Origin of the sequence: Micromonospora sp. CA-269861, from assembly GCF_050948505.1 — a bacterium.
In the GTDB taxonomy this organism is placed as follows: Bacteria; Actinomycetota; Actinomycetes; order Mycobacteriales; family Micromonosporaceae; genus Micromonospora.
Window position 1 is genome coordinate 806,746 of sequence record NZ_CP192014.1, and the last position, 26,511, is coordinate 833,256.

Annotated in this window: 25 protein-coding genes and 1 tRNA gene; 20 read left to right on the forward strand and 6 right to left on the reverse strand. The window is 71.5% G+C overall.

Annotated features, from left to right (window positions below; translation table 11 throughout):
• Window positions 1–1,248, reverse strand: coding sequence for a hypothetical protein (locus tag ACQP0U_RS03775; protein ID WP_433315797.1), 1,248 nt, complete (start codon window positions 1,246–1,248; stop codon window positions 1–3).
• A gap of 128 nt (window positions 1,249–1,376) precedes the next feature.
• Here ACQP0U_RS03775 and ACQP0U_RS03780 point away from each other — a divergent pair, with 128 nt between their 5' ends.
• From ACQP0U_RS03780 to ACQP0U_RS03805, 6 genes are all read left to right on the forward strand, one after another.
• Window positions 1,377–2,276 (forward strand): TatD family hydrolase, encoded by a 900-nt coding sequence (locus ACQP0U_RS03780; RefSeq protein ID WP_433315799.1) that lies wholly within the window; start codon window positions 1,377–1,379, stop codon window positions 2,274–2,276.
• Window positions 2,270–3,139, forward strand: a complete 870-nt coding sequence (rsmA, locus tag ACQP0U_RS03785) for a 16S rRNA (adenine(1518)-N(6)/adenine(1519)-N(6))-dimethyltransferase RsmA (protein WP_433315800.1) — start codon at window positions 2,270–2,272, stop codon at window positions 3,137–3,139. Before ACQP0U_RS03780 ends, rsmA begins: the two co-directional genes overlap by 7 nt.
• 86 nt (window positions 3,140–3,225) lie before the next feature.
• Window positions 3,226–4,173: a 4-(cytidine 5'-diphospho)-2-C-methyl-D-erythritol kinase gene (locus ACQP0U_RS03790; RefSeq protein WP_433315802.1), complete on the forward strand. Its 948-nt coding sequence runs from the start codon at window positions 3,226–3,228 to the stop codon at window positions 4,171–4,173.
• A gap of 120 nt (window positions 4,174–4,293) precedes the next feature.
• Window positions 4,294–6,099, forward strand: a complete 1,806-nt coding sequence (locus ACQP0U_RS03795) for an ABC-F family ATP-binding cassette domain-containing protein (RefSeq protein WP_433315804.1) — start codon at window positions 4,294–4,296, stop codon at window positions 6,097–6,099.
• 100 nt (window positions 6,100–6,199) lie between these two features.
• Window positions 6,200–6,655, forward strand: coding sequence for a DUF4383 domain-containing protein (locus ACQP0U_RS03800; protein ID WP_433315806.1), 456 nt, complete (start codon window positions 6,200–6,202; stop codon window positions 6,653–6,655).
• A 200-nt stretch (window positions 6,656–6,855) separates the two neighbouring features.
• Complete coding sequence (locus ACQP0U_RS03805; protein WP_433315808.1) at window positions 6,856–7,332, forward strand: DUF4383 domain-containing protein; 477 nt, start codon at window positions 6,856–6,858, stop codon at window positions 7,330–7,332.
• Window positions 7,333–7,338: 6 nt separating this feature from the next.
• Here ACQP0U_RS03805 and ACQP0U_RS03810 read toward each other — a convergent pair whose 3' ends face one another.
• On the reverse strand, window positions 7,339–8,037 hold the full coding sequence (locus ACQP0U_RS03810) for a TetR family transcriptional regulator (protein ID WP_433315810.1): 699 nt from the start codon (window positions 8,035–8,037) through the stop codon (window positions 7,339–7,341).
• 223 nt (window positions 8,038–8,260) lie between these two features.
• Window positions 8,261–9,226 carry an acyl-CoA desaturase gene (locus ACQP0U_RS03815; protein ID WP_433315811.1) on the reverse strand — a complete coding sequence of 322 codons (966 nt, stop codon included), beginning with the start codon at window positions 9,224–9,226 and terminating at the stop codon, window positions 8,261–8,263.
• A gap of 312 nt (window positions 9,227–9,538) precedes the next feature.
• Between ACQP0U_RS03815 and ACQP0U_RS03820 the strand changes: the two genes are divergently transcribed.
• The 8 genes from ACQP0U_RS03820 (at window position 9,539) to ACQP0U_RS03855 (ending at window position 17,311) form a co-directional block, all read left to right on the forward strand.
• Window positions 9,539–9,610: transfer RNA gene (locus ACQP0U_RS03820), tRNA-Gln, on the forward strand.
• A 167-nt stretch (window positions 9,611–9,777) separates the two neighbouring features.
• Window positions 9,778–11,268, forward strand: a complete 1,491-nt coding sequence (glmU, locus tag ACQP0U_RS03825) for a bifunctional UDP-N-acetylglucosamine diphosphorylase/glucosamine-1-phosphate N-acetyltransferase GlmU (RefSeq protein WP_433320586.1) — start codon at window positions 9,778–9,780, stop codon at window positions 11,266–11,268.
• Window positions 11,269–11,326: 58 nt separating this feature from the next.
• A complete protein-coding gene (locus ACQP0U_RS03830; RefSeq protein WP_030329105.1) occupies window positions 11,327–12,307 on the forward strand; it encodes a ribose-phosphate diphosphokinase in 981 nt (326 codons plus the stop codon).
• Window positions 12,308–12,649: 342 nt separating this feature from the next.
• Window positions 12,650–13,348 (forward strand): 50S ribosomal protein L25/general stress protein Ctc, encoded by a 699-nt coding sequence (locus tag ACQP0U_RS03835; protein WP_433315812.1) that lies wholly within the window; start codon window positions 12,650–12,652, stop codon window positions 13,346–13,348.
• A 94-nt stretch (window positions 13,349–13,442) separates the two neighbouring features.
• Entirely contained in the window at window positions 13,443–14,033 is a 591-nt protein-coding gene (gene pth / locus ACQP0U_RS03840; protein WP_433315814.1) for an aminoacyl-tRNA hydrolase, read from the forward strand.
• 132 nt (window positions 14,034–14,165) lie between these two features.
• Window positions 14,166–14,996: an inositol monophosphatase family protein gene (locus ACQP0U_RS03845; protein ID WP_433315816.1), complete on the forward strand. Its 831-nt coding sequence runs from the start codon at window positions 14,166–14,168 to the stop codon at window positions 14,994–14,996.
• Window positions 14,997–15,071: 75 nt separating this feature from the next.
• Window positions 15,072–15,983, forward strand: a complete 912-nt coding sequence (gene cysD / locus ACQP0U_RS03850; protein WP_396780296.1) for a sulfate adenylyltransferase subunit CysD — start codon at window positions 15,072–15,074, stop codon at window positions 15,981–15,983.
• Window positions 15,984–15,997: 14 nt separating this feature from the next.
• The gene (locus ACQP0U_RS03855) at window positions 15,998–17,311 is read left to right on the forward strand and encodes a sulfate adenylyltransferase subunit 1 (RefSeq protein WP_433320589.1); all 1,314 of its coding nucleotides are present in this window, start codon (window positions 15,998–16,000) and stop codon (window positions 17,309–17,311) included.
• A gap of 191 nt (window positions 17,312–17,502) precedes the next feature.
• Here ACQP0U_RS03855 and galK read toward each other — a convergent pair whose 3' ends face one another.
• Together galK and galE are read right to left on the reverse strand one after the other, a co-directional pair.
• Entirely contained in the window at window positions 17,503–18,696 is a 1,194-nt protein-coding gene (galK, locus tag ACQP0U_RS03860) for a galactokinase (RefSeq protein ID WP_433315819.1), read from the reverse strand.
• Window positions 18,697–18,751: 55 nt separating this feature from the next.
• Window positions 18,752–19,681, reverse strand: a complete 930-nt coding sequence (galE, locus tag ACQP0U_RS03865) for a UDP-glucose 4-epimerase GalE (protein WP_433320592.1) — start codon at window positions 19,679–19,681, stop codon at window positions 18,752–18,754.
• 250 nt (window positions 19,682–19,931) lie between these two features.
• Between galE and ACQP0U_RS03870 the strand changes: the two genes are divergently transcribed.
• The 6 genes from ACQP0U_RS03870 (at window position 19,932) to ACQP0U_RS03895 (ending at window position 24,698) form a co-directional block, all read left to right on the forward strand.
• Entirely contained in the window at window positions 19,932–21,104 is a 1,173-nt protein-coding gene (locus tag ACQP0U_RS03870; protein ID WP_433315820.1) for a hemolysin family protein, read from the forward strand.
• Between the two features lie 33 nt (window positions 21,105–21,137).
• Entirely contained in the window at window positions 21,138–22,163 is a 1,026-nt protein-coding gene (gene trpS / locus ACQP0U_RS03875) for a tryptophan--tRNA ligase (RefSeq protein WP_433315822.1), read from the forward strand.
• A 13-nt stretch (window positions 22,164–22,176) separates the two neighbouring features.
• Window positions 22,177–22,758: a 2'-5' RNA ligase family protein gene (locus tag ACQP0U_RS03880; RefSeq protein ID WP_433315823.1), complete on the forward strand. Its 582-nt coding sequence runs from the start codon at window positions 22,177–22,179 to the stop codon at window positions 22,756–22,758.
• 108 nt (window positions 22,759–22,866) lie between these two features.
• Window positions 22,867–23,793 carry a YihY/virulence factor BrkB family protein gene (locus tag ACQP0U_RS03885; protein WP_433315825.1) on the forward strand — a complete coding sequence of 309 codons (927 nt, stop codon included), beginning with the start codon at window positions 22,867–22,869 and terminating at the stop codon, window positions 23,791–23,793.
• On the forward strand, window positions 23,793–24,179 hold the full coding sequence (locus tag ACQP0U_RS03890) for a GntR family transcriptional regulator (protein ID WP_433315827.1): 387 nt from the start codon (window positions 23,793–23,795) through the stop codon (window positions 24,177–24,179). Before ACQP0U_RS03885 ends, ACQP0U_RS03890 begins: the two co-directional genes overlap by 1 nt.
• An 81-nt stretch (window positions 24,180–24,260) precedes the next feature.
• Window positions 24,261–24,698, forward strand: coding sequence for a hypothetical protein (locus ACQP0U_RS03895; RefSeq protein ID WP_030486628.1), 438 nt, complete (start codon window positions 24,261–24,263; stop codon window positions 24,696–24,698).
• A 154-nt stretch (window positions 24,699–24,852) separates the two neighbouring features.
• On the opposite strand, the gene ACQP0U_RS03900 is transcribed toward ACQP0U_RS03895, so the two are convergent.
• Window positions 24,853–26,487 carry a glycoside hydrolase family 13 protein gene (locus tag ACQP0U_RS03900; protein ID WP_433315829.1) on the reverse strand — a complete coding sequence of 545 codons (1,635 nt, stop codon included), beginning with the start codon at window positions 26,485–26,487 and terminating at the stop codon, window positions 24,853–24,855.
• Window positions 26,488–26,511 lie beyond the last annotated feature (24 nt).

Consider the following 26,511-nt stretch of genomic DNA (forward strand, 5'->3'; position numbering starts at 1 on the left):
TCACATCGCGTACCTGGTGTCCATCACCTGGTCGTCGGTTACCTCGGCGCCCGGTGCCCAGGCCTCGTAGACGCCACGTTCCTGACACTGCGCGCCGGTCGTGACCACGGTGTCCGGGTTCGGGTAGCGCAGGCGCACCCGCAGCCAGCCGGCCTCCTCCCGCAGCACCAGGCACGGCACGCCCCGCCACTGGGCGAACCGGACCCGGCGGGCCACCGCCTCCACCGGGTAACGGGCCGCCCGGGTCATCGCCAGCACCCGGAACCCGCCGGGCAGGTCGGCGACAGCCTCGTACTCGCTGTCGCCGTACATGCCGACCAGTTGGGTGGAGCGGGGCGCGTCGGCGTTCGGCACGTACTCCTGGTCCGGGGAGAGCCCCGGCACCGCGGCCAGCAGGTGCCGCCACTGCGGGCCCACCATCCGCAGCCACCCGCGCTGCTCGGCCTGGTAGGTGTACAGCACCACCTCCAGCCCCTCCGCCGGGTAGGCGATGAGGGCGGCGTTCGCCGGCATCGGCAGATCGGCGAAGTCCCGGGTGACGAACTCCGGGATGAGCTGACCATTGCTGGGCACGAAGCCGGTGCCGAGCACCGGGGCACCGAGCCGGTCCCGGGAGGGCAGCGCGGTCAGGCCGAGGTGTGCCGGGCCCACCGGCACGTCGTAGTCGCCCGGGTCGGACGCGCGCCAGCGCAGCGCGTACGCCACGTCCGGGCCGTCCCGGCCGGCGTCACCATCGGTACGCAGCACAGTCGTCGTCGCCGGCGTACGCAGGTGCGCCACATCGTGCTCCCGGTAGCAGAAGCCGTGCGGCAGCCAACCCCGTAGGTAGCCGGCGACCTGTTGGGCCGAGAGCACCTTCATCATCCGGGTGCCCCGGCGGACCACCGCCGACGCGCGCGCCATCGCCAGCATCGGGTCACCCGCCGCTGCCGGCTGCTGGCTGAGCTGGTGCAGGTACGCCCAACCCCGCTCGCGATGGGCGGGCATCAGCAGCGGCGTCTCCGGCTCGTCGGCCGGCTCGGTCGTCCCGTGCACCGCGGTCACCTCGGTGACGTGCACGAAGCGGCGCCACGGCAGCGCGCTACCCGGGCGGGGCGCCCACTCGAAGCCGGCCACCTCGTCGGCGCTGAACAACTCGTACGCGGCGCCCCGCGCGATCTCCTCGGCCGGGTACACGCCGCCGCCGAACGCCACGTGCAGCCCGGTCCGTTCGCTGGCGGTGCCACCGGCCTGGGGGGTGACGCTCATGCCGTCACCTCCCTGCTCGGTGGATGAGGTCCGTACGCTGTCGCGTCCGCTCGGTGGCGACGGTAGAGTCGCGCGACGTAGTCGAGGTGAACGTCGGGTGGCGGGCAGATGGACAGGCCCGGTGTGTGATGCTGTCGCTGATGAGCGAGCCCACTGAATCCCGCCGCGAGCGTGCCGCCCGGCGGGCCGGAGAGTTTCCGCCCGCCCCCGAGCCGCTGCCCCGGGCGGTGCTGGACAGCCACACCCACCTGGACATCACGGTCAGCGAGGCCGGCGTGCCCGGCGGCGGGCCGGCCGACGACCCGGTCGCCGTGGCCATCGCGTTGGCCACGAAGGTCGGCGTCGACCGGCTGGTTCAGGTGGGGGTGGACGTCGCCTCCTCCCGGTGGGGCGCGGACACCGCCGACAGCTACCCCGCCGTGCTGGCCACCGTGGCGCTGCACCCCAACGAGGCGCCCCGGCTGAGCGACCTCGACGAGGCCCTGCGGGAGATCGAGTCACTCGCCGCCCGCGACCGGGTCCGGGGGATCGGCGAGACCGGAATGGACTTCTTCCGGACCGGCGACGAGGGGCGGGCCGCGCAGGAGGAGAGCTTCCGCGCACACATCGCCATCGCGAAGCGGTACGGCAAGACGTTGGTCATCCACGACCGCGACGCGCACGCCGACGTGCTGCGGATCCTCGACGACGAGGGCGCTCCCGACCGGGTGGTGCTGCACTGCTTCTCCGGCGACGCCGCCTTCGCCCGCGAGTGCGTCCGCCGCGGCTATCTGCTCAGCTTCGCCGGCACCGTCACCTTCGGCAGCGCGACAGCGCTGCGCGAGGCCGCCGCGCTCACCCCGGTGGACCAGATGCTTGTGGAGACCGACGCCCCGTACCTCACCCCGATGCCGTACCGCGGCCGGCCGAACGCGTCGTACCTGATTCCGGTCACCGTCCGCGCGCTCGCCGCGACCACCGGCAGCGACCTGGACGAGCTGTGCGCGGCCATCTCCGCCACCGGCGACCGGGCCTTCGGCCCGTGGTGAGCCTCCTCGGCCCGGCGGAGATCCGGGAACTCGCCGCCCGGCTGGGCGTCGCGCCCACCAAGAAGCTGGGCCAGAACTTCGTGCACGACCCGAACACAGTGCGTCGGATCGTCACCGCCGCCGGCCTGACACCTGACGACGTGGCTTTGGAGGTGGGCCCTGGCCTGGGCTCGCTGACCCTGGGGTTGCTGCCGGTCGCGGGGCACGTGCACGCCGTGGAGATCGACCCGGTGCTGGCCGGCGCGCTGCCGGAGACGGTCGCGCGGCACGCCGGGGCGGACGCCGCCCGGCTCACCGTGCACCGCGCGGACGCGCTGCGCGTCGCCGCCGCCGAGCTGGCCGACCCGCCGCCGACCGCGCTGGTGGCGAACCTGCCCTACAACGTCGCCGTGCCAGTGGTGCTGCACCTGCTCGCCGTGCTGCCCACCCTGCGACACGGCCTGGTGATGGTGCAGAAGGAGGTCGCCGACCGGCTCGTCGCCGGTCCCGGCTCCAAGGTGTACGGCATCCCGTCGGTGAAGCTCGCCTGGTACGCCCAGGCCCGGGGCGCCGGCAAGGTACCGCCGAACGTGTTCTGGCCGGTCCCCAACGTCGACTCCGGCCTGGTCGCCTTCACCTGCCACGAGCCGCCCCGCGCCGACGTACCCCGGGAGCGGGTCTTCGCCGTGGTGGACGCGGCGTTCGCGCAGCGCCGCAAGACGCTGCGCGCCGCCCTGGCCGGCTGGGCCGGCGGCGCGGACCGGGCCGCCGCCGCGCTCACCGCCGCCGGCGTCGACCCCGGCGCCCGTGGGGAGTCGCTGACCGTCGAGCAGTTCGCCGCCATCGCCGCGTCGGCTCCGGTCGGTACGCCGGCCGCGAAGTAGGCTGACGCCGTGCCCGCCCAGGACGCCGAGGAGCTGATCGTGGCCAAGCCGTTCGACATCCGCCTGCACCTGCGGGACATCACCCCGTGACCGAGGCCTGGCGACCGGACGACGACGAGCGACGTGGGGCCATCGGCCCGGTGCGGGTGCGGGTCCCCGCGAAGGTCAACCTGCACCTCGGGGTGGGCCCGTTGCGCCGGGACGGCTACCACGAGCTGAACACGATCTACCACGCCATCTCGATCTACGACGAGCTGACGGCCCGTCGGGGCGACACCCTCGCGCTGACGATGGAGGGTGAGGGCACCGGCGAGCTGGCCCTGGACGACACCAACCTGGTGATCCGGGCCGCGCACGCCCTCGCCGGGTACGCGGGGGTGCTGCCGCACGCCCGACTGCACCTGCGTAAGCAGATCCCGCTCGCCGGTGGGTTGGCCGGTGGCAGCGCCGACGCGGCCGCCGCGCTGGTGGCCTGCGACGCGCTCTGGGGCACCGGGCTGTCCCGCGACGAGTTGGCAGGCATCGCCGCCGACCTCGGCTCCGACGTGCCGTTCCTGATCTATGGCGGCACCGCGCTGGGCACCGGCCGGGGCGAGGCGATCAGCCCTGTGCTGGCCCGTCCGACCTCCTGGCACTGGGTGGTGGCGATCGCCGACGTCGGCCTTTCCACCCCGGCCGCGTACCGGGAGTTGGATCGGCTCCGCGACTCCGGTGCCGCCGGCGCTCCGCTGGGCAGCACCGACGCCCTGCTGGGCGCGCTGCGCCAGCGTGACCCCCGGGTGCTCGCCCGTACGCTCGGCAACGACCTCCAGGACGCCGCGCTGGCCATGCGCCCGGCGCTGGCCGACACGCTCAAGGCCGGCGAGGCGGCCGGAGCGCTCACCGGCATCGTCTCCGGCTCCGGGCCGACCTGCGTGTTTCTCGCCGCCGACGGGGCTGACGCGGAGCGGATCGCCGCCGAGCTGACCGCCGCGGGCGTCTGCCGGGAGGCGCGTGTCGCGCACGGTCCGGTCGCCGGCGCCCGCGTCGGCTGACAACGCGTCCCACCGGGCTAGCTGGCACGCGGCGCGGGCGTTCGGGGCGTCCGCGTACCCTTGGGACAGGCGTCCAGGTGCCCGCCGGCACCGGGACGCCTTGATCATGAAGGGTGGAATGTGGCGAACATCGTCAATCTGGACCGGGTGTCCAAGGGGTACGGCGCTGCCGGGCGGCTGCTCACGGACGTCTCGCTCGGCCTGGACGACGCCGACCGGATCGGCGTGGTCGGCCTCAACGGCGCCGGCAAGTCCACCCTGCTGCGGCTGCTCACCAAGCAGGAGGACCCCGACGACGGCCGGGTGACCCACCGCCGTGACCTGCGCACGCTCTGGCTGCCGCAGCAGCTCACCCTCGACCCCGGGGCCACCGTCCGGGACGTGGTGCTCGGCACCGCCTGGCTCGACGAGGGCATGGGTGCCGAGCACGAGTGGGCCGGCGACGCGGGGGTGCGGGGCATCCTCGACGGCCTCGGCATGCCGCACCTCGGCCTCGACCAGCCGGTCGGCCCGATGTCCGGTGGCGAACGCCGCCGGGTGGCGCTCGCCGCGCTGCTCGTCCGCGACTCCGATCTGCTCATCCTCGACGAGCCCACCAACCACCTGGACGTCGGCGGTGTCGACTGGCTGGCCCGGCACCTGGTCGGCCGCAAGGGCGCCCTGGTCGTGGTCACCCACGACAGGTGGTTCCTGGACGCGGTCTGCACCACCACCTGGGAGGTCGCCGACCAGACCGTCCGCGCCTACGAGGGTGGCTTCGCCGCCTGGACGCTCGCCCGCGCCGAGCGCGAGCGGGTCGCCGCCGCCACCGAGGCCCGCCGGCAGAACCTCCTCCGCAAGGAGATCGCCTGGCTGCGCCGTGGCCCGCCCGCCCGGACGTCCAAGCCGCAGTTCCGCATCGACGCCGCGAACGCCTTGATCGCCGACGTGCCGCCGGCGCGCGACACCATGTCGTTGCAGCGCATGGCCACCTCCCGGCTGGGCAAGCAGGTGTACGACCTGGAGAACGTCGAGCTGCACGCCGGCCCGAAGGAGATCCTGCGCGACGTCACCTGGCTGGTCGGCCCCGGCGACCGGATCGCCATCCTCGGTGCCAACGGCGCCGGCAAGACCACGCTGCTGCGGATGCTCGCCGGCATCACCCGCCCCGACGGTGGCCGCCTCGGCACCGGCTCCACCGTGCGGCCCGCGTTCCTCTCCCAGGAGCTCACCGAACTGCCCGGGCACCTGCGGGTGCTGGAAGCGGTGGAGGAGGTCGCCCGCCGCGTTCAGCTCGGCGACCGGGAGGTCTCCGCCGCGCAACTCGCCGAGGTGTTCGGCTTCGACGACCGCCGCCTCTGGACCCCGGTCAGCGACCTCTCCGGTGGGGAACGCCGCCGGTTGCAGATGCTGCGGCTGCTGGCCGGTGAGCCGAACGTGCTGCTCTTCGACGAGCCCACCAACGACCTGGACACGGACACCCTCGCCTCGCTCGAGGACCTGCTCGACTCGTGGCCCGGCACGATCATCGTGGCCAGCCACGACCGGTACCTGATCGAGCGGGTCACCGACACCGCGTACGGGATGTTCGGCGACGGTCGGCTCGTGCACCTGCCGGGCGGTGTGGACGAGTACCTCGCGCGGACCGCCGAGCGGGCCGGCTCTCCTCGGGCGGGCGTCACCTCGACCTCCGCGCCCGCTGCGCCCTCGGGAGGCGGCATGTCCGCCGCCGAGGTCCGCCAGGCCCGCAAGGAGCTGAGCCGGCTGGAGCGGCAACTCGGCAAGCTCGACCAGCGCGAGACCACGCTGCTCGACCAGCTCGCGGCGGACGCCACCGACTACGCCCGGGTCGCCGAGTTGGACACCCAGCTCAAGGATCTGCGCGCCGAGCGGGAGCGGATCGAGGAGAGCTGGATGACGCTCGCCGAGGACCTGCCCGAGAGCTGACCGGCCGGGCACGCCGGCCCGGGCCCCGTGTGCGGCGTCACACCACCACGTGCGAGACAATCGTCAGCGACACGTACCCCACGGCGTTGGAGACACAGACATGGCCCACACCCCCGTCAACCACCCCGCGCGGCCGATCTACCGGGCGATCGGCGGGCTGACCGGTCTGTACCTGGTCGTCTTCGGTGTGCTCGGCATCATCGCGAGCACCGGCAACGAGATCCTCGCCCAGGACGACACCCGGGTCCTCGGTCAGGGCACCAACCTCGGCTTCTCGCTGCTCAGCGTGCTGCTCGGGATCGTCGTGCTGGTCGGCACCGCGCTCGGCCGCAACATCGACGTGGCGATCAACCAGTGGCTCGCGTACAGCCTGATGGTGGTCAGCCTGGCCGGTCTCGCGTTCATCCGGACCGACGCCAACTTCTTCAACTTCAGCATCACCACAGTGGTCGTGGTGATGACCGCCGCCCTGGTGCTGCTCATGGTCGGCATGTACGGCAAGGTCGGCACGGACGACGAGGCGGAGGCGTTCCACAAGGCTCGCCTCGTTCTCTGATCCTTGGTTGCGGTGTGGTTTTCGCCGGAGCCCGAGCTGCTCCGGGCGGTCAGGCTTGATCCCTGCGCAGCTCGGGCTCCGGCGAAAACCTGACCTGGTCCTGCCTCTCGGCGGACCCTTTCGGCTTCGGGGTTCTTCGGACAGTTGGCTGGGCCTTGGGCGACAATTCCCCTGAAACGGTCACATCAGGGGGTCTGGGCATGCCGCACTTTCCGGTCAACCATCCGGCACGGCCGCTCTACCGGGTCCTCTCCGGGCTGATCGGTGTCTACATCCTGGTCTTCGGCGTCTGGGGCGTCGCCGAGACGCTCGGCGATCCGCTCTTCGCCCGCAGCAGCACCTGGGCACTCGGGCTCCGGACCAACCTGGCCTTCTCGCTTGCCTCGGTGGTCTTCGGGGTCGTCCTGATCATCGGGGCCTCGCGGCGCACCAACCTCGGCCACTACATGAACCTCACCGCCGGCGTGGTGTTCCTGGTGACCAGCATCCTGATGATGTCGGTGCTGCAGACCGGGGCGAACTTCCTCAACTTCTCGATGTCGACAGTTGTCGTGTCGATGCTGTTCGGCCTGATCCTGCTCGGCACCGGCCTCTACGACAAGGTCGGCCCACCGGAATCCGCCGAGGCGGAGTTGGAGCACCGCAAGCACCCGGTGGCCGACGTGCACCGCCGCTGATCGGAGTCAGTGCCGCCGCGCGGTGATCAGCGTCGGCTTGGCCTCCAGGTGCGACAGCCCGTTCCAGGCCAGGTTGACGAGGTGCGCCGCCACCGTCTCCTTGCGCGGCTTGCGCACCTCCAACCACCAGCGGCCGGTCAGCGCCACCATGCCGACAAGCGCCTGCGAGTACAGCTCGGCGAGCTTCGGGTCGTACCCCCGGCTCTTGAACTCGGCGCCCAGGATGTGCTCGACCTGGTGCGCCACGTCGTTCATGACGCTGCTGAAGTTGGCAGTGCCGGACATCAGCGGCGACTCGCGGACCAGCACCCGGAAACCGCTGGCCTCCTCCTCGATGTAGGTCAGCAGGGCGAGCGCCGCCTGTTCCAGCAGTTCCCGCGGATGCCCGGCGGTCAACGCCGTGGTGATCCGGTCCAGCAGGGCCCGGACCTCCCGGTCCACCACCACCGCGTAGAGCCCTTCCTTGCCACCGAAGTGCTCGTACACCACCGGCTTGGAGACCTTGGCGCGGGCCGCCACCTCCTCGATGGAGGTGGCGTCGAAACCACGCTCGGCGAAGAGTTGCCGGCCGGTCGCGATCAACTGCTCCCGGCGTTGGGCCGCCGACATGCGGACCCGGGAGGGGGCTTTGGCTTTCGGTGCCGCCGTCGGCGTTGCCCGTCGGCGGCCGACGTCTGCCCCCGCGTCGTCGCTGACCTCAGGCATGTCGCCACCTTGCTGGCGCTCGGTGACGCCCTGCCGTGGAATGGTTCCTCCGCTGTGCCCGTTCACGTCGTCGCCTCACTGTCGGGTGGTCCGACCACCCTGCCGCGCCGTTCGACCGTACCCGGATCGGGCTCGGCCCCCCGTCCGCCGAGCCGCCCGGCCCCCCGCATGGCTCGATCATCTGGCCATCCTGCCAGGCGGCATCCCCGTGCACCGCCCGGTTTCAGTGGGGTGCGACAGGCTTCACGAGCTTGGCGGCGAGCCGCTCGGGCTTTGGCCAGCGCACCTGCGTCGCCGCTCCGGCCTTCTCGAACAGCCAGATCACCCGGGCGGAGATGTCCACCTGACCGCGCAGCACGCCGTGCCGGGCGCTGGTCGGGTCGGCGTGGTGCAGGTTGTGCCAGCTCTCGCCGAACGACAGGATCGCCAGCGGCCAGAAGTTCGACGCGCGGTCGCCCTGGCGCATCGCGAACGGACGCTCGCCGTAGACGTGGCACACCGAGTTGATCGCCCAGGTGACGTGGTGCAGAAGACCGATCCGGACCAGCCCGGCCCAGAAGAACGCGGTCAGCGCACCCTGCCAGGACCAGGTCACCAGGCCGCCGATCAGTGCCGGGCCGAGCAGCGAGATGGCTACCAGCGCGGGAAAGAGCCGGTCGACCCGGCTGATGTCCCGGTCCGCGATGAGGTCCGGTGCGAACCGCTCGCGGTTGGACAGCTCCCGGCGGAACAGCCAGCCCACGTGTGCGTGGAACAGGCCCCTGGTCAACGCCCAGAAGCTGGTCCCGAAGCGCCACGGCGAGTGCGGGTCACCCTCCAGGTCGGAGAAGGCGTGGTGGCGCCGGTGGTCGGCAACCCACTGAATGATCTCGCCCTGCACCGCCAGTGAACCCGCGACTGCCAGAGTCACCCGCAGCCACCGCTTGGCCTTGAACGAGCCGTGCGTGAAGTAGCGGTGGAAGCCGACGGTGATGCCGAGCCCGGAGACGACGTACCAGACCAGGCCGATGATCACGTCGGTCCAGCCCAGCCAGCCGCCCCACGCCACCGGAACGGCGACCAGCAGGGCGACGAAGGGGATCACCACGAATGCCCAGAGGGCGGCCAGGATGCCGGGGGACTGGCTGCCGTCGGTGAGTGGTTTGGGGCCGGGGCCGGCGGTGTTGGGATCGAGCAGAGCAGTGGACATGGGACCTCGCAGGGGGATGGTAACGATCACGAAGCTACGCCTACGTCACCGTAACTTACGGCACCGTAGATCGCACGGGGAAGTTTCGAATCGCCTTCGCGTAACCGCTCATAGTCGCAGGTCAGCCATCCAGGCGGTGAGTCCGTGGCCGATCCGGGAAACGAACGGCCGGGGCGGTGGCCGCCCACCCAGCGGTGCCGACGGCGTCGACAGCCGGCAATGCGGCGGGATGAGCGCTGGCGTCCGACGGTAGGGGCGCTAAGGTGTAGCGGCGGGATCTCCATCCCTCGCGCGGCGTCTCCGCGTCGCTGATCGGCCGTGGTGTAATTGGCAACACCCGGGTCTTTGGTACCCGTATTTCAGGTTCGAACCCTGGCGGCCGAGCTGCCCACCTACGTCCGTTTTCGGGCCCGGTGGGGGTAAGAGGGGAACGTGCCGGGCCCCGCGGCTAGCATGGCCGCGAGAGTGTCCGCCGTCCCGACGGGAGCCACGTCGTGCCCCAGCCCCACCTCCGTACCGTCGTCGTACTTGCCGCCGGTGAGGGCAAGCGGATGAAGTCGACGCTGCCCAAGGTGCTGCACCCCCTGCTCGGTCGGACGCTCCTCGGCCACGTGCTGAGCGCCGCCGCCCCGCTGGGCGCGGACCGCACCGTCGTCGTGGTGGGGCACGGCGCCGACCAGGTCCGGGCACACCTGTCCGAGGTCGCCCCGGACGCCACGCCGGTGCTCCAGGCCGAGCAGCTCGGCACCGGGCACGCCGTGCGGATCGCGCTGGACGCCGTACCCGACGGTGCCGGCACGGTCGTCGTGATCAACGGGGACGTGCCCCTGCTGCGACCCGAGACGGTGGGCGCGCTGGTGACCGCGCACGAGGAGGCCGCCGCGGCGGCCACCGTGCTGGCCGCCGAGGTGCCCGACCCGACCGGCCTCGGGCGGATCGTCCGGGACGCCGACGGCCACCTGAGGCAGATCGTCGAGGAGCGCGACGCCGACGCGACGCAGCGCGCGATCCGGGAGATCAACGCCGGCATCTACGCCTTCGACGCGGTGCGGCTGCGCGAGGCGCTGGGCAAGCTCTCCACCGACAACGACCAGGGCGAGGAGTACCTGACCGACGTCTTCGGCCTGCTCCGCGCGGCCGGTGAGCCGGTGGCGGTGCACGTCGCCGTGGACCACGTCGAGACGTTGGGCTGCAACGACCGGGTGGAGCTGGCCACGCTGCGCCGGCTGCTGCGCGACCGGATCAACGAGGCGTGGATGCGCACCGGGGTGAGCCTGCTCGACCCCGTGACCACCTGGATCGACGTGACTGTCGCGCTGGACCGGGACGCGGTGGTCGACCAGAACACCCAGCTTCGCGGCGGCACGGTGGTCGGCGCGGGCGCGCTGATCGGGCCGGACGTCACCCTGATCGACACGCTCGTCGGCCCCGCCGCGTCGGTGATCCGCAGCCACGCCGTCGGCGCCGAGGTGGGCGCGGGCGCGACAGTGGGGCCGTACGCGTACCTGCGGCCGGCCGCCCAGCTGGCCGAGAAGGCGAAGGTCGGCACGTTCGTCGAGGTGAAGAACTCGCAGATCGGCGCCGGCTCGAAGGTGCCGCACCTGACGTACGTCGGCGACGCGACGATCGGCGAGCAGACGAACATCGGTGCCGCGTCGGTCTTCGTGAACTACGACGGCGTCAACAAGCACCGCACGGTGATCGGCAGCCACGCGCGGACCGGTGCGGACAACATGTTCGTGGCACCGGTCGAGGTGGGGGACGGGGCGTACACGGCGGCTGGTTCGGTGATCGTCGACGACGTGCCGGCGGGTGCGATGGGCGTCGCTCGGGCCCGCCAGCGCAACATCGAGGGCTGGGTCGTCAAGCGGCGCGCCGGCACCGCCGCGGCGGAGGCGGCGCAGCGGGCCCGGGACGCCGGGGCCGGCGACGCGAAGGGTGCGTCCGGTACGACTGGTGCCGCAAGCCACAGTGAGGCAATCCACGGGGCGGGCGAGACGGTGGGCGGCGCATCCGGCCCGGGAGATACTGCAACCGAATAGTCCCTGACCCACCACCACCGGGTCGGGTACCGCCGACAAAACGGGAGCAGACGGGCCCATGGGCAGCATCGTCGCCGAAAACCGCAAAAGCCTGATGCTCTTTTCCGGACGTGGCTTTCCGGAGTTGGCCAAGGAGATCGGCGAGGTGCTCGGCGTGGCGCCGACCCCCGCCGACGCGTACGAGTTCGCCAACGGTGAGATCTTCGTACGGTTCAAGGACTCGGTGCGTGGTTCGGACGCCTTCGTGGTGCAGTCCGTCACGCACGGGGTGAACACCTGGGTCATGGAGACCCTGATCATGGTGGACGCGCTGAAGCGGGGGTCGGCCAAGCGGATCACCGTGGTGCTGCCGTTTTACCCGTACGCCCGCCAGGACAAGAAGCACCGCGGTCGGGAGCCGATCTCGGCCCGACTGGTGGCGGACCTGCTGAAGACCGCCGGCGCGAACCGCATCCTCACCGTCGACCTGCACACCGCGCAGATCCAGGGCTTCTTCGACGGCCCGGTGGACCACCTCTTCGCGATGGACATCCTGGCCGAGTACGTGGAGCACAAGTACGCCGGCCGGCCGATGACAGTGGTGGCACCGGACTCGGGCCGGGTGCGGGTGGCCGAGCGGTGGACCGACCGGCTGGGCGGCTGCCCGCTGGCGTTCATCCACAAGACCCGTGACCCGATGAAGCCGAACCAGGTAGTGGCCAACCGGGTGGTCGGCGAGGTGGAGGGCCGTGTCTGCCTGATCGTCGACGACATGATCGACACCGGGGGCACGATCGCCAAGGCCGCCGACATCCTCAAGGAGTCGGGCGCGGCGGAGATCGTCGTCGCGTCCACCCACGCGCTGCTCTCCGACCCGGCCACCGAGCGGCTGAAGAACAGCTCGATCAGCGAGATCGTGGTGACGAACACCCTGCCGCTCCCGCCGGAGAAGCAGTTGGACAAGCTCACCGTGCTGTCGATCGCGCCGCTGCTGGCGCGGGCGATCCGGGAGGTCTTCGACGACGGCTCGGTGACCACCCTCTTCGGTGGCCTGAGCTGAGCTGAGCGGAGCTGAGCCCCGTTTCCGCCACTCGGCGCGCCGGTGGGGACGGGGCTGGCAAACTGGCGGAAACGGGGCCGGCACGCTGGTGGGAGGACCACCGACGCGCCGGTCTTGAGCCGTGATCGGGGACTGCCGGAAACCCTGGAAACAGCTCGGGTAGACTGGTGCGGTTGCCACGGCGAGGGTGCCCGGCGGGCCGCTGAAAAGCGCCGCACGGAGGCACCGTCATCGACGCGGTGCTCCGGGCAGTCGTTCATGACGCATGAGCCCCAGCGAGCCCCTCGCCCCAGCACCGTTAGACGACAAGCCGCCGCAGCGAAAAGCATCAGGAGTTTCCCCGTGTCCGAGGTAAAGATCAGCGCCGAGCCCCGTACCGAGTTCGGCAAGGGTGGTGCCCGCCGTACCCGCCGGGCCGGCAAGGTGCCCGCCGTGCTGTACGGCCACGGCGAGAAGCCCAAGCACATCGCGCTGCCGTCGCGGGAGTTCGCCGCCGCGATCCGCAAGGGCGGTGCCAACCAGCTCTTCGCGATCGACATCACCGACGGCACCCAGGTGCTGGCGCTGCCGAAGGCGATCCAGCGTGACCCGATCCGCGACACCTTCGAGCACGTCGACCTGATCCTGGTCCGCCGGGGCGAGAAGGTCACCGTCGAGGTCCCGGTCCAGCTGACCGGCGAGGCCGCACGGGACACCCTGATCGTGCACGACCACGACACCCTCTCGGTGACCGCGGACGCCACCAAGGTCCCGGACCACCTCGAGGCGTCGATCGAGGGCCTGGAGGCGGGCACCCAGGTGACCGCCGGCGACGTCACGCTGCCGGCCGGCGTCGAGCTGGCCGCCGACTCGGACCTGACCGTCGCGTCGGTGACGGCCGCCCCGACCGCCGAGCAGCTCGAGGCGACGCTGCCCGAGATCGAGGTTGCCACCGACGAGGCCGAGGCCGAGGTCGGCGAGACCACCGAGGGCTCCGAGGGCGCGGACGCCGCCCCGGCCGCCGAGGGCGACGAGACGACCGAGGCGCGCACCGAGGCCTGATCGGTTCGTACTGTGCGACAGGCGTCCCCGGATGTTCGGGGGCGCCTGTCGGCATATCGGGAGTCGGTGGAATGGGCGTCGGAAGGGACGGGTCGTGACGGACGAGGCGGGGCCGTGGCTGGTGGTCGGCCTGGGCAACCCGGGCCGGGAGTACGCCGGCAACCGGCACAACGTCGGGTTCATGGTGGCCGAACTGCTGGCCGGGCGGGTGAGTGCGCGTTTCGGCAGGCACAAGCGGGCGGTGGCCGAGGTGGCCGAGGCGCGGCTGGGGTTCGGTGGGCCGAAGCTGGTGCTGGTGAAGCCACTGACGTACATGAACCTCTCCGGCGGGCCGGTCGCGGCGCTGGCGCAGTTCTACAAGGTGCCGACGACGCAGGTGATCGCGGTGCACGACGAACTGGACATCGAGTTCGGCCAGGTGCGGATTAAGTTCGGCGGCGGCGAGGGTGGGCACAACGGCCTGCGCTCGATGTCGAAGTCGCTGGGGACGAAGGACTACGCCCGGGTGCGGTTCGGCGTCGGCCGACCGCCGGGGCGGCAGGATCCGGCGGATTACGTGCTGTCGGATTTTGGCGCGGCCGAGCGCAAGGAGCTGGATTTCCTGGTGGACCGGGCTGCCGACGTGGTGGAGTCGGTGATCGTCAAGGGCGTTGAGCCGACGCAGAACCTCTACCACGGCAGCTGAGCCGGGCGGGGCGTACCCGGATCGGAAACGCCGGGCCGGTAGTCTGCGCCTTTCGGCGTGCCGCGACCGGCGACGCGAGTCGCGGCGGATCGGCCCGTGCGGGCAGCGCGGTGAGGCGACGGGAGCGGGCAGATGAGCAGTCCTCCGATGATCGACGGCGCGTTCGCCCGATGGTTGGCGTCCCGGGCCGGGCAGGCGCTCCTCGACCTGCGCACCGAGATGGGTTTCGCCGACGCCGGCGCGCTCAAGTCGGCCGGGGACAAGGTGTCGCACGACCTGATCCGCACGGAGTTGGCGAAGTGGCGTCCGGGTGACGGGGTGCTCTCCGAGGAGGACGAGGGTTCGCGGTTGGCCTGGGCCGCGGAGGTGAACACCGGGGCGGTGTCGCGGTTGAACGCCGACCGGGTGTGGATCGTCGACCCGTTGGACGGCACCCGGGAGTTCTCCGAGGAGGGCCGCTCGGACTGGGCGGTGCACGTGGCGCTCTGGGCCCGCAACGCGCCGAGTCCGCACGGTCTGGTCGCCGGGGCGGTGGGGTTGCCGGCGCAGCACCGGGTGCTCGGCACGGACTACCCGCCGGCGTACCCGCCGATGACGGTGGAGGCCGCGACGGCCGGCGAGCGGAAGATCCGCCTGGCCGCGAGCCGGAGCCGGCCGCCGGTCTTCCTGACTGATCTCGCCGAGGACGTCGGGGCGCACCTGGTGCCGATGGGCTCGGCCGGAGCGAAAATCGCCGCAGTCGTCACCGGCGAGGTGGACGCGTACATCCACGCAGGTGGGCAGTACGAGTGGGACTCGGCGGCCCCGGTCGCTGTGGCGACGGCCACCGGACTGCACGCTTCCCGGATCGACGGTTCTGCGCTGAAATACAACGAGGCGGATCCGCGCCTGCCCGACCTACTGGTCTGTCGCAAGGATCTCGCCACCCGGTTGCTTGCAGCGTTGCAGAAACATTCCGGGTAACCTGAGCGAACTTTCTTGACATGCCCGACCGGAAAGGTCTGGAATTCGGATGAGCGAGCGAATCGAGCCGGTGTCATGACCACCCCCGCGGCGTACCAGGTCTCCCACCTGGACGCCCTGGAAGCCGAGAGCATCTTCGTGATGCGCGAGGTGGTCGCCGAGATGGAACGCCCGGTGCTGCTCTTCTCCGGTGGCAAGGACTCGATCGTCATGCTGCGGCTCGCGCAGAAGGCGTTCGCCCCGGCCAACATCCCCTTCCCGGTCATGCACGTCGACACCGGGCACAACTTCCCCGAGGTCCTGGAATACCGCGACCAACGGGTCGCCGAGCTGGGGTTGCAGCTCGTGGTGGCGAGCGTGCCGGAGGCCCTGGCCAGCGGCATGGTCCGGGAGTCCGCTGACGGCATGCGCAACCGGATCCAGACACCCGTGCTGCTGGACGCGGTGGAGAAGCACCGCTTCGACGCGCTGTTCGGTGGCGCCCGCCGGGACGAGGAGAAGGCCCGGGCCAAGGAACGGGTGTTCAGCTTCCGCGACGAGTTCGGTCAGTGGGACCCGAAGAACCAGCGACCCGAACTGTGGTCGCTGTACAACGGCCGGCACCACCCGGGCGAGTCGATCCGGGTCTTCCCGCTGTCCAACTGGACCGAGCTGGACGTGTGGCACTACATCGCCCGGGAACGCATCCCGCTGCCGTCGATCTACTACGCGCACGAGCGCGAGGTGATCGAGCGGGACGGCATGTTCTACGCCGTCAACGAGTTCTTCCGCCCCCGTGCTGGCGAGGAGCGGTTCAAGGCGCAGGTGCGCTACCGCACGGTCGGCGACGCCTCCTGCACCGCCGCGGTCCGTTCCGACGCGGACACCGTGGAGAAGGTCATCGAGGAGGTGGCGGCCACCCGGATCACCGAGCGCGGCGCCACCCGTGGTGACGACCGGGTCAGTGAGGCCGCCATGGAGGACCGCAAGCGGGAGGGCTACTTCTGATGAGCACCGAGATCATGGCCGCCGCGAGCGCGGAGGCGCGGGCTGTTACCGGGGCCGGGCCGGAGGCCCGGCCGATGGACCTGCTGCGGTTCGCCACCGCCGGCAGTGTGGACGACGGAAAGTCGACGCTGATCGGGCGGCTGCTCTACGACACCAAGTCGCTCTTCACCGACCAGTTGGCCGCCGTGGAGGCGGTCAGCGCGGCCCGCGGTGACGAATACACCAACCTGGCGTTGCTCACCGACGGTCTGCGTGCCGAGCGGGAGCAGGGCATCACCATCGACGTGGCGTACCGGTACTTCGCCACCCCCCGGCGCAAGTTCATCATCGCCGACACCCCGGGGCACATCCAGTACACCCGCAACATGGTCACCGGGGCATCGACAGCGGACCTGGCGTTGATCCTGGTGGACGCGCGCAAGGGCCTCGTCGAGCAGTCCCGCCGGCACGCGTTCCTCTGCTCCCTGCTGCGGGTGCCGCACCTGGTCCTCTGCGTCAACAAGATGGACCTTGTCGACTGGTCGCAGGAGGTCTACGAGCGGATCGCGGACGAGTTCACCGCGTTCGCGGCGAAGCTCGACGCACCGGACCTGACAGTGGTGCCGATCTCCGCGCTGCGCGGCGACAACATCGTCACCAGGTCGGACAACATGCCCTGGTACGAGGGCCCGTCGCTGCTGCACCACCTGGAGCGGGTGCACATCGCGAGCGACCGCAACCTGGTCGACGTCCGGTTCCCGGTGCAGTACGTGATCCGTCCGCAGTCCACCACTGTCACCGACTACCGCGGGTACGCCGGCCAGGTCGCCTCCGGCGTCCTCAAGCCTGGTGACGAGGTGATGGTGCTGCCCTCCGGCTTCACCAGCCGGATCGCCGCCGTGGAGACCGCCGACGGACCGGTTCCGGAGGCGTTCCCGCCGATGTCGGTGACGGTACGGCTCGCCGACGAGATCGACATCTCCCGGGGTGACCTGATCTGCCGGCCGAACAACGCGCCGGCGGTGGCCCAGGACATCGAGGCGATGGTCTGCTGGATGGACGAGACGGCCCCCCTGCGGGTCGGCGGCCGGTACGCGATCAAGCACACCACCCGGTCCGCTCGGGCGATCGTGCGCGGGCTGCACTACCGGCTGGACATCAACTCGCTGCACCGCGACGAGTCAGCCGACGAACTGCGGCTCAACGAGATCGGCCGGGTGCGACTGCGCACGACGGTGCCGCTGCTGGCCGACGAGTACCGCCGCAACCGCACCACCGGCGGCTTCGTCATCATCGACGAGGCGACCAACCGCACGGTAGGCGCCGCCATGATCGTCGAAGCCAGCTAACCCAACCCACCCGTCCCGCTCGCCCGCTCGCCGCCGGCTTGCTCTCCCGCCTGGCGCCGGCCCGTCAACCCCGCGGCCGGCCACAGCAAGATCGCGCTCGATCCAGGAAGTAGTGGCCTCACCTGTCTGGTGAGGCCACTACTTCCATGAACAAGCACGATCCTCCGGCCGTGGGTGGGCCTGGGGTGGGGTTAGAGCAGGCGGGCGGCGCCGGGGGAGGGGAGGACCGTCACCGTGCCGGGGGCGGTGAAACCTCGTTGCGCGTACGCGTCGGTCACGGCGGCGGCTACCGCGTCGGCGCGGTCGGCCTCGACCAGCGCCAGCACGCACCCGCCGAAGCCGCCGCCGGTCATCCGCGCGCCCAGCGCACCGGCCGCCAACGCCGCCTCGACGGCGGTGTCGACCTCCGGCACAGTGATCTCGAAGTCGTCACGCATCGAGACGTGGGAGGCCGTCAGCAGCGGGCCGATGTCGCGGACCCGGGCGGCGCGGAGCAGCGCCACAGTGTCCAGGACGCGCTGGTCCTCGGTCACCACGTGCCGGACCCGTCGCCGGGTCTCCTCGTCGTCGAGGTGAGCCAACGCGGCGTCGAGCTGGTCGATGCCCACGTCCCGCAGTGCGGCAACGCCGAGCGCACTGGCCCCCGCCTCGCAGGAGCGACGGCGGGAGGCGTACTCCCCGTCGGCGTGTCGGTGCGGCGCCCGGCTGTCGATGACCAGCACAGCCAGCCCGGCGGCGCCCAGGTCGAACGGAATGTGCTCGACCGACTCGTCGCGGCAGTCCAGAAAGAGGGCGTGCCCGGCACGGCAACGGATCGAGGCGGACTGGTCCATGATGCCGGTGGGCGCGCCCACGTAGACGTTCTCGGCCCGCTGCGCCAGCCGGGGCTGCAGTGCCGGGGCAAGCGCCAACCCGCCGAGGTCGAGCAGGGCGGCCAGCACGGCCGACTCCAGCGCGGCCGAGGAGGACAGCCCGGAACCCAGCGGCACGTCGGAGGCGATCGCCAGCCGGGCCCCCGGCACCTGGTGACCTGCCTCGCGCAGCGCCCAGACCACACCCGCGACGTACGCGCCCCAGCCGGTGACCCGACCCGGCTCGGCGACGTCGTCCGCGCCGAAGGTGATCGCCTCGCCGGAGAGTTCGGACCAGACCGTCCAGTGCTCCCCGTCCTGCCGGTCGGCCGCGACGACGGTACGCATCGGCAGGGCGAACGGCAGCACGAAGCCCTCGTTGTAGTCGGTGTGCTCGCCGATCAGGTTGACCCGGCCCGGGGCCGCCCAGCGGCCGGAAGCCTGCCCGCCGAACTGCGCGGAGAAGCCGGCCGCAGCCCGCTCGGCGACGTCACCACTCGGGTGGGTCACGGTGCCTCCACTCCTCGCGCTCACCGGTGCCTCCTTTGTTCGCGACTGCGGGCTCGCAAACCCGGCTCACTCCTCGCGCTCACAGGTGCCCCAGGATGTGCGTGCGGTAGAACGCCCAGGCATCTCCGACCATGTCGTGCAGGGTCGGCTTCTGCGGCACCCAGCCCAGCTCGTCGCGGGCCAGCGCGGACGATGCGACCAGCTCGGCCGGGTCGCCCTCGCGGCGCGGGGCGACCTCGACGGGCAGTTGGTGCCCGGTGACCTCGCGGACCACGTCGACGACCTGGCGGTTGGTGAAGCCGTTGCCGTTGCCCAGGTTGTAGATCCGGTGCTGTCCGCTGGTGGCCGCCCCCAGCGCCAGCAGATGCGCGCGGGCCAGGTCGGCGACGTGGATGTAGTCGCGGACGCAGGTGCCGTCCACGGTGGGGTAGTCGTCCCCGAAGAGCTGGAGTTTCTCCCGCCGGCCGGCGGCGACGTCCAGCGCGATCGGGATCAGGTGCGTCTCCGGGTCGTGTCGCTCGCCGAGCGTGATGTCGCCGTCGAGGTGAGCGCCGGCCACGTTGAAGTACCGCAGCGACACGGCGGCCAGCCCGTGCGCGATCGCCTCGGAGGTGAGTGCCATGTCGACGGCGAGCTTGGTGGCGCCGTACGTGTTGGTGGGCGCCTTGACCGCGTTCTCGGTGATCGGCAGCTCGGTGGGGTTGCCGTAGACGGCGGCGGTGGAGGAGAAGACCATCCGGGGCACCCCGGCTGTCCGGACCGCGTCGATCAGGGCGAGCGTGCCGACGGTGTTCGTCTGCCAGTACAGCTCCGGCTTGACCATCGACTCGCCGGCGGCGATCAGGGCGGCGAAGTGCAGCACCCCGTCGAAACCGGCGTCCGTGGTGATGACGCGGGCGGCGTCGTGGATGGACGCCTCGACGTGGGTGGCGTCCGGGGCGAGGGCCTCGCGGTGGCCGGTGCGAAGGTCGTCCAGGATGACCACCTGGTGCCCCGCGTCGAGCAGCATCCGGGTCACCACGCTCCCGATGAAGCCGGCGCCCCCGGTGACGAGCAGTTTCACGTCGTTGCCTCCCTGCCTGGCCCGCCCGGGACGTGGCCCTTCGGTGATCACACTAGGGCGGTGGCCGGTGCCCTCGCCGTTGCCACCGGCAACCCCATTCCATCATAAACTCTCATGATTAAACAGAGCCGAACATCTGTGCGCCGCTCCGCGTGATCCCCGGTGCGGTGGGCCCACGGTGTCTACCATCTCTGTCATGCGGGAAGTGGCCCGTACCGGGCTCCGGCGACGCGCGCGGGTGCACCCCCGCCGCGACCCCGGCCCGCTCGCCCGGGCCGTCGCCCGGGTCCTGGTCCGCGCTGCGGACGGGGCCACCCGACTCGTCACCGATCTGCTCGGGACCGGTCCGGCGGCCGGCCGGGAGCGCATCTCCGAGGCCGATCTGCGGGACCTGGTCGCGGCCAACACGGTGCTCGACCCGGACGAGCGGCGGATCATCGACGAGGTCCTGGTGGCCGGTGCCAGTCTGATCCGCGAGGTGATGATGCCGCGCACCGAGGTGGTCTTCCTCCCGGCGGGGCTGACCATCGTCGAAGCCGCCCGACTGGTCCGCGCCGAGACGCACACCCGCTACCCGGTCACCGACGGCACCCACGACGACGTGGTCGGCTTCGTGCACCTCCGCGACGTGCTGCTGCGCCCGGACGCCGACCCGTGCGTCACCGTCGGCGAGTTGGCCCGGGAGGTGAAGCGGCTCCCCGGCAGCAAACGGGTGCTCGCCGCGCTGACCGAGATGCGCCGGGAGGGCCAGCACCTCGCGGTGGTGGTCGACGAGTACGGCGGCACGGCCGGGATCGTCACGCTGGAGGATCTCATCGAGGAGTTGATCGGCGAGATCCACGACGAGTACGACGCCGCCCCGGACCCGGTGCGCGCTGGCCTGCCCGCCGTGGTGGACGGCCGTCTCAACCTCGCCGACTTCGCCGAGCGGACCGGGGTGCCGCTTCCCGCCGGACCGTACGAGACGGTGGGCGGGTTCGTCATGGCCGCGCTGGGCCGGCTCCCGGTGACCGGTGACGAGGTGCCGGTGCCTGCTGAACCGGCCGACGTCGGCGCGGCCGATCCGGCCGAGCTGCCGGCCGGCTGGCTGCTGCGGGTGCTCACGCTGGACGGCCGCCGGGTGGCCCGACTCGCCGTCTCCGCGGCGCGCGGCAGCAACGAGCAGCGCCGCGAGCAGGGCACCGACCAGCGCCGCGAGTACGACGCCGGGCCGGCCTCCGCGAGCGGGTCCCAACCGGCCCGCGAGGCGGTGACGGGGCAGCACCGCCGGGTCGCGGTCGGGCCGACGCGCCGGGTCGGCCCGGGCGAACCACGCGAGGTCAGCACCCCGGCACCGGCGGGCCGGAGCCGACCCGCCGGCCCGTCATGACGGACCGGGTTGCTTGCTGACAGAATTATCGCCATGTCCGACGTTCCCGCCCGGCCCCGCGTCTTCTCCGGCATCCAGCCGACAGCCGACTCGTTCCACCTCGGCAACTATCTGGGCGCGGTGCGGCACTGGGTGGCGCTGCAGGACACGCACGACGCGTTCTACTGCGTGGTGGACCTGCACGCCATCACCGCCGGACACGACCCGGCGCTGCTGCGCCAGCGGACCCGGGTGGCAGCGGCCCAGCTCTTCGCAGTCGGGCTCGACCCGGAACGCAGCACCCTGTTCGTCCAGTCGCAGGTGCCCGAGCACCCGCAGTTGGCCTGGGTGCTCGGCTGCATCACCGGCTTCGGCGAGGCCAGCCGGATGACCCAGTTCAAGGACAAGTCGCAGAAGCAGGGCAACGAGCGGGCCAGCGTCGGGCTCTTCACCTACCCGGTCCTGCAGGCCGCCGACATCCTGCTCTACCAGGCCAACGCGGTGCCTGTCGGCGAGGACCAGCGCCAGCACCTGGAGCTCTCCCGGGATCTGGCCCAGCGGTTCAACTCGCTGTTCGGCGCGACGTTCACGGTGCCCGCGCCGCACATCGTCAAGGACACTGCCAAGATCACCGACCTGCAGGACCCGACCGCGAAGATGTCGAAGTCGTCGTCCTCGCCGGCCGGCATCATCGACCTGCTCGAAGATCCGGCCCGGTCCGCGAAGAAGATCCGTTCGGCGGTGACCGACACCGGTCGGGAGATCGTCTTCGACGCCGAGACCAAGCCGGGTGTGTCCAACCTGTTGACCATCCACTCGGCGCTCAGCGGCCGCGGCATCGACGAGCTGGTGGCCGCGTACGCGGGCCGCGGCTACGGCGATCTGAAGAAGGAGCTGGCCGAGGTGGTGACGGACTTCGTCCGTCCGATCCAGGAGCGCACCCGCGCCTACCTCGACGATCCAGCCCAACTGGACAAGCTGCTCGCCGCCGGCGCGGAGAAGGCCCGTGCGGTGGCCGCGACGACCCTGCGGTCCGCGTACGAGCGGGTCGGGTTCTTCCCGCCCGTGCGCGGCGAGTAGCTCCGCGGTACAGGTGGACGGGTCGGTGGCCGGAGGGGCGGCGCGGAGCGTGGATCGCAGTGGCGGGGTGCCGCCGACCGGCGACACCATCCAGATCGGCATCGCGGTGGACATCCCCGAACCGTGGGGTGCCCAGCTCACCCGGCGGCGGGTCGAGGCCGGCGATCCGCTGGCGGTGCCCGCGCACGTGACGTTGCTCGGTCCCACCGAGATTCCGACGGCCAACCTGCCCGCGGTCGAGCGGCACCTGGCCAGCGTCGCCGCCGCGCACCTGCCGTTCACGCTGCACCTGCGGGGCACCGGCACGTTCCGTCCGGTCACCCAGGTGGTGTTCGTCGCGGTGGCCGCCGGGATCAGTGAGTGCGAGTTGCTGGCCGCGGCCATCGCCGCGTCGCCGGGCCTGCACCGCGAGCTCCGCTTCCCGTACCATCCGCACGTCACAGTGGCTCAGGACGTGGCGCCGGAGGCACTGGACAGGGTGTACGAGGATCTGGCCGACTTCTCCGCGATGTTCGAGGTCGACGCGTTCACCCTCTTCTCGCACAGCGGGCAGGCCAGGTGGCAGCCGCGTCGGGACTTCTGCCTCGGCAACTGACGCGCCGACACCGGAGCGCCGGCAGACTGAGCGTCGGCGACGCGCCGGCCGGCGAGCATCGGGAGCCGGTTGCCACTACAGCGGTGGGAGATCGGCGAGGATGATCGCGTGAACGTGATCGGCCGGATCGAGGCGGGTATCGACCGCTGGGTGAGCGCTGCGCGCCACCGGTCGGGGCTTTTCGATCATGTGTGGCGGGCCGGCGTGCTGTACGGCGAGGTGCTGGCCGGGCGGTTGGCCGCCGCGATCGCCTACTACGGCTTCTTCGCGGTGTTCGCCCTCGCCCTGGTCGCGTTCTCCATCTTCGGCGCGATCCTGGAGGACAACGACGAGGTCAGCGCGGCGGCGGCCGACTTCCTCAAGGAGAACCTGCCGTTCCTGGACGCGGAGCAGATCGCCAACTCCAGCGGCACAGTGGGTGTGGTCGGCCTGGTCATCCTGGTCTTCACCGGGATCGGCTGGGTGGAGGCCATCCGGTCCTCGCAGCGGCTGATGTACGCGCTCAACCAGCAGCCGGGCAACCTGGTGATGCGGCGGCTCGTCGACCTGGGCGTGATGATCGGCGTCTTCGTGCTGCTCGGCGTCTCGGTCGCGGCGGTGGACGCGCTGGAGTCGCTGCTGCGCTTCCTGCTGCGTAGCACCGGCTCAGTAGGTCTGACCACGATCAGCGCGGTGCTCAGCGTGCTGGTCAACACCGTGCTCGCCACCGCGTTGCTGCTCGCCGTGCCCCGGCTGCGGATGAGCCGCTCCCGGCTGCGCCCGGTGGTGCTGCTGGTGGCGATCGGTATCACGCTGCTGAACACCGTCGGGCGGTACTACGTGGTGCGTACCGAGCGGAACCCGGCGTACACCGTGGTGGCCGGCGCCGTCGGTCTGCTGCTCTACCTCTACCTGCTCAACCAGTTGGTGCTGTTCGGCGCGGCGCTCCTCGCGACCAGCACCAACGGCCGAGTGGTGGACCTGGCGGAGACGCCCGCGGCACCGAAGGATGTCGACGAGGGCATCGATCCCGGTACACCGGGCGGTGCGGGCTGATGACGGAAGGCGCGCAGGTGCTGATCTCGGTCGACCCGGACTCGTCGGTGCCCCCGTACGAGCAGGTCCGTGGGCAGATCGCCGAACTGGTCGGCGACGGCCGGTTGCCGGTGGGCAGCCGACTGCCCACCGTCCGGCAGCTCGCCGCTGACCTGCGGCTGGCCGCGAACACGGTGGCCCGTGCCTACCGGGAGCTGGAGACGGCCGGGCTGCTGGAGACCCGGGGGCGCAACGGCACCTTCGTCGCCCCCGGGCGGGACGACGCCGTCGACCGGTTGCAGCGGGTGGCGGCCGGCTACGCGGCGGAGGCGGCCCGGCTCGGCGTGCCGCCGGCCACCGCGCTCGCCCTGGTCCGCGCCGCCCTGGACGCTGTCCGCCCCGGCTGACCGGTCGCCGATCGACAGTCGGACGGGCGATAACTGAGGAGAACCGCGTCGACGCTCGCGTTCGCGGACCATGATGAGCCGGTGGGCGCACTCATGACACTGGACCTGCCGGCGGACTCACCGCTCCTCGGCCTACCGTGGATCATCACCTTCGGTCCGCTCGGTGATCTCGACGAGTGGGAGCCGGTGGTCTGCGGGCCGTACGAGCGACCGCACGCGTTGGCCCTGGCCGAGGCGGTGGTGGCCGAGGAACAGCTGATGGCGGTGGTGGAGCCGTTGCTGCCGGCGCTGTCCGCCGACGAGATCCGCAGTGAGATCGCCGCCGCTCAGGTCGCCGCCGAGGACGAGGCCCGTCAGGTGGAGGGTGCCGACCTGTACGGGGACTTCGAGGACGTGATCGACGAGGAGTTGGACGCGGCAGCCGACGAGGCCGGCCACGGTGAGCCCGTCGAACCGCCGGACGAGGCCGAGGTGCGTGCCGGCTTCACCCGGATCGCGGCGTTGCTCACCGCGAAGTGACGACCTGGGCGGGTGGGCACGGACACCGGCGCCACGCGGAGCGGACTCCGCGCGGCGCCGGTGGCACCTCACCCCCCACCACAAGGGGCCGGTAGCCCAGTCGCCCGTCGGCGCGGGGCACGACGAACGACCAGGTCGAGAACGAGTTACCCGTTCAGCGCCGTTCCAACCAGGCTGCCGCGTCAATTGGCAGCAGATGACCGGAGCCCTGCTCGGTGAGCTCGTCGCTGGCGACGAGCGGCTGACCGTACCCGTCGATCAGGACCGGTGCGCCGCTGAGGTTGACCACGCAGGTCAGCACGGTTTCGCCGGCGGTGCGGGAGAAGGCCAGCAGGCCCGGCCCGCTCTCCCGCCAGGTGACCTCGTCGGCGTCGGAGGCGAGTGCGGGATGGTCGTGACGAATCCGCAGCGCGGCCCGGTACAGCTCCAGGGTGGAGCCGGGCACGTCGGTCTGCGCCGCGACGGACAGCGTCCGCCAGACCGCCGGGGCGGGTAGCCAGCTCAGCTCGCTGCCGGCCGGCCCGAACCCGTACGGGGCCGACTCACCGCTCCACGGGATGGGCACCCGGCAGCCGTCGCGGCTCTCGCCGGTGCGCAGGAACGCCGGATCCTGGCGCAGTTCGTCGGGGAGGTCGAGGACCTCCGGCAGGCCCAGTTCCTCGCCCTGGAAGAGGTAGGCGCAGCCGGGGAGGGCGAGCATCAGCAGGCTGGCGGCGCGGGCTCGGCGCAGCCCTTCGACACCGTCGCCGTACCGGGTGACGTGCCGCTGCTTGTCGTGGTTGGACAGCACCCAGGTGGTCGGGGCCCCGACCACCGTCGCCTCGGCCAACGCCGTGTCGATCACCTTGCGGAACGAGTCGGCCGACCAGGTGGCGTCGAGGAAGTCGAAGCTGAACGCCTGGTGCAACTCGTCCGGGCCGATGTAGCGGGCCAGGCGCTGCGGCGTCTCGGCCCACGCCTCGGCGACCGCCATCCGACCGCCCGGGTAGCTGTCCAGGATGGGCCGCCAGGCCCGGTAGATCTCGTGCACCTCGTCCTGGTCGAAGTACGGCAGGCGGCCCTTGCCGAGCAGTTCGACCTGGCGCTGACCCGTGGTCGACGAGCTGAAGCCGACGTCCGGCAGCCCTTCCGCCTTGATCATGCCGTGCGCCACGTCGACGCGGAATCCGTCCACGCCCCGGTCCAGCCAGAACCGCAGCACGTCCTCGAACTCGGAGCGGACCTCCGGGTGGCGCCAGTTCAGGTCCGGCTGCGACCTGTCGAACAGGTGCAGATACCACTGACCGTCCGCGATCCGGGTCCAGGCGGGGCCGCCGAAGATGCTCTCCCAGTCGTTCGGGGGCAGCTCGCCGTTGGTGCCCTGGCCGTCGGCGAAGAGGTAGCGGGCCCGTTCCGGTGAGCCGGGGCCGGCGGCGAGCGCGGCGGTGAACCAGTGGTGGGCGCTGGAGGTGTGGTTGGGCACCAGGTCGACGATGATCCGCAGGCCGAGGGCGTGCGCATCGGTGATCATCGCGTCGAAGTCGTCGAGGGTGCCGAACATCGGGTCGACGTCCCGGTAGTCGGCCACGTCGTACCCGCCGTCGATCATCGGCGAGGTGTAGAAGGGGGTCAGCCAGAGAGCGTCCACCCCGAGGTCGCGCAGGTACGGCAGGCGCTGCCGGATGCCCTGGAGGTCGCCGGTGCCGTCGCCGTCGCTGTCGGCGAAGCTGCGGACGTACACCTGATAGACGACCGCGGAGCGCCACCAGTCGTCGTTGGTGGCGTGCGGCGGGGTGGCGGAGCTGATCATTCGAGCAATATGCCGGCCCGCCGT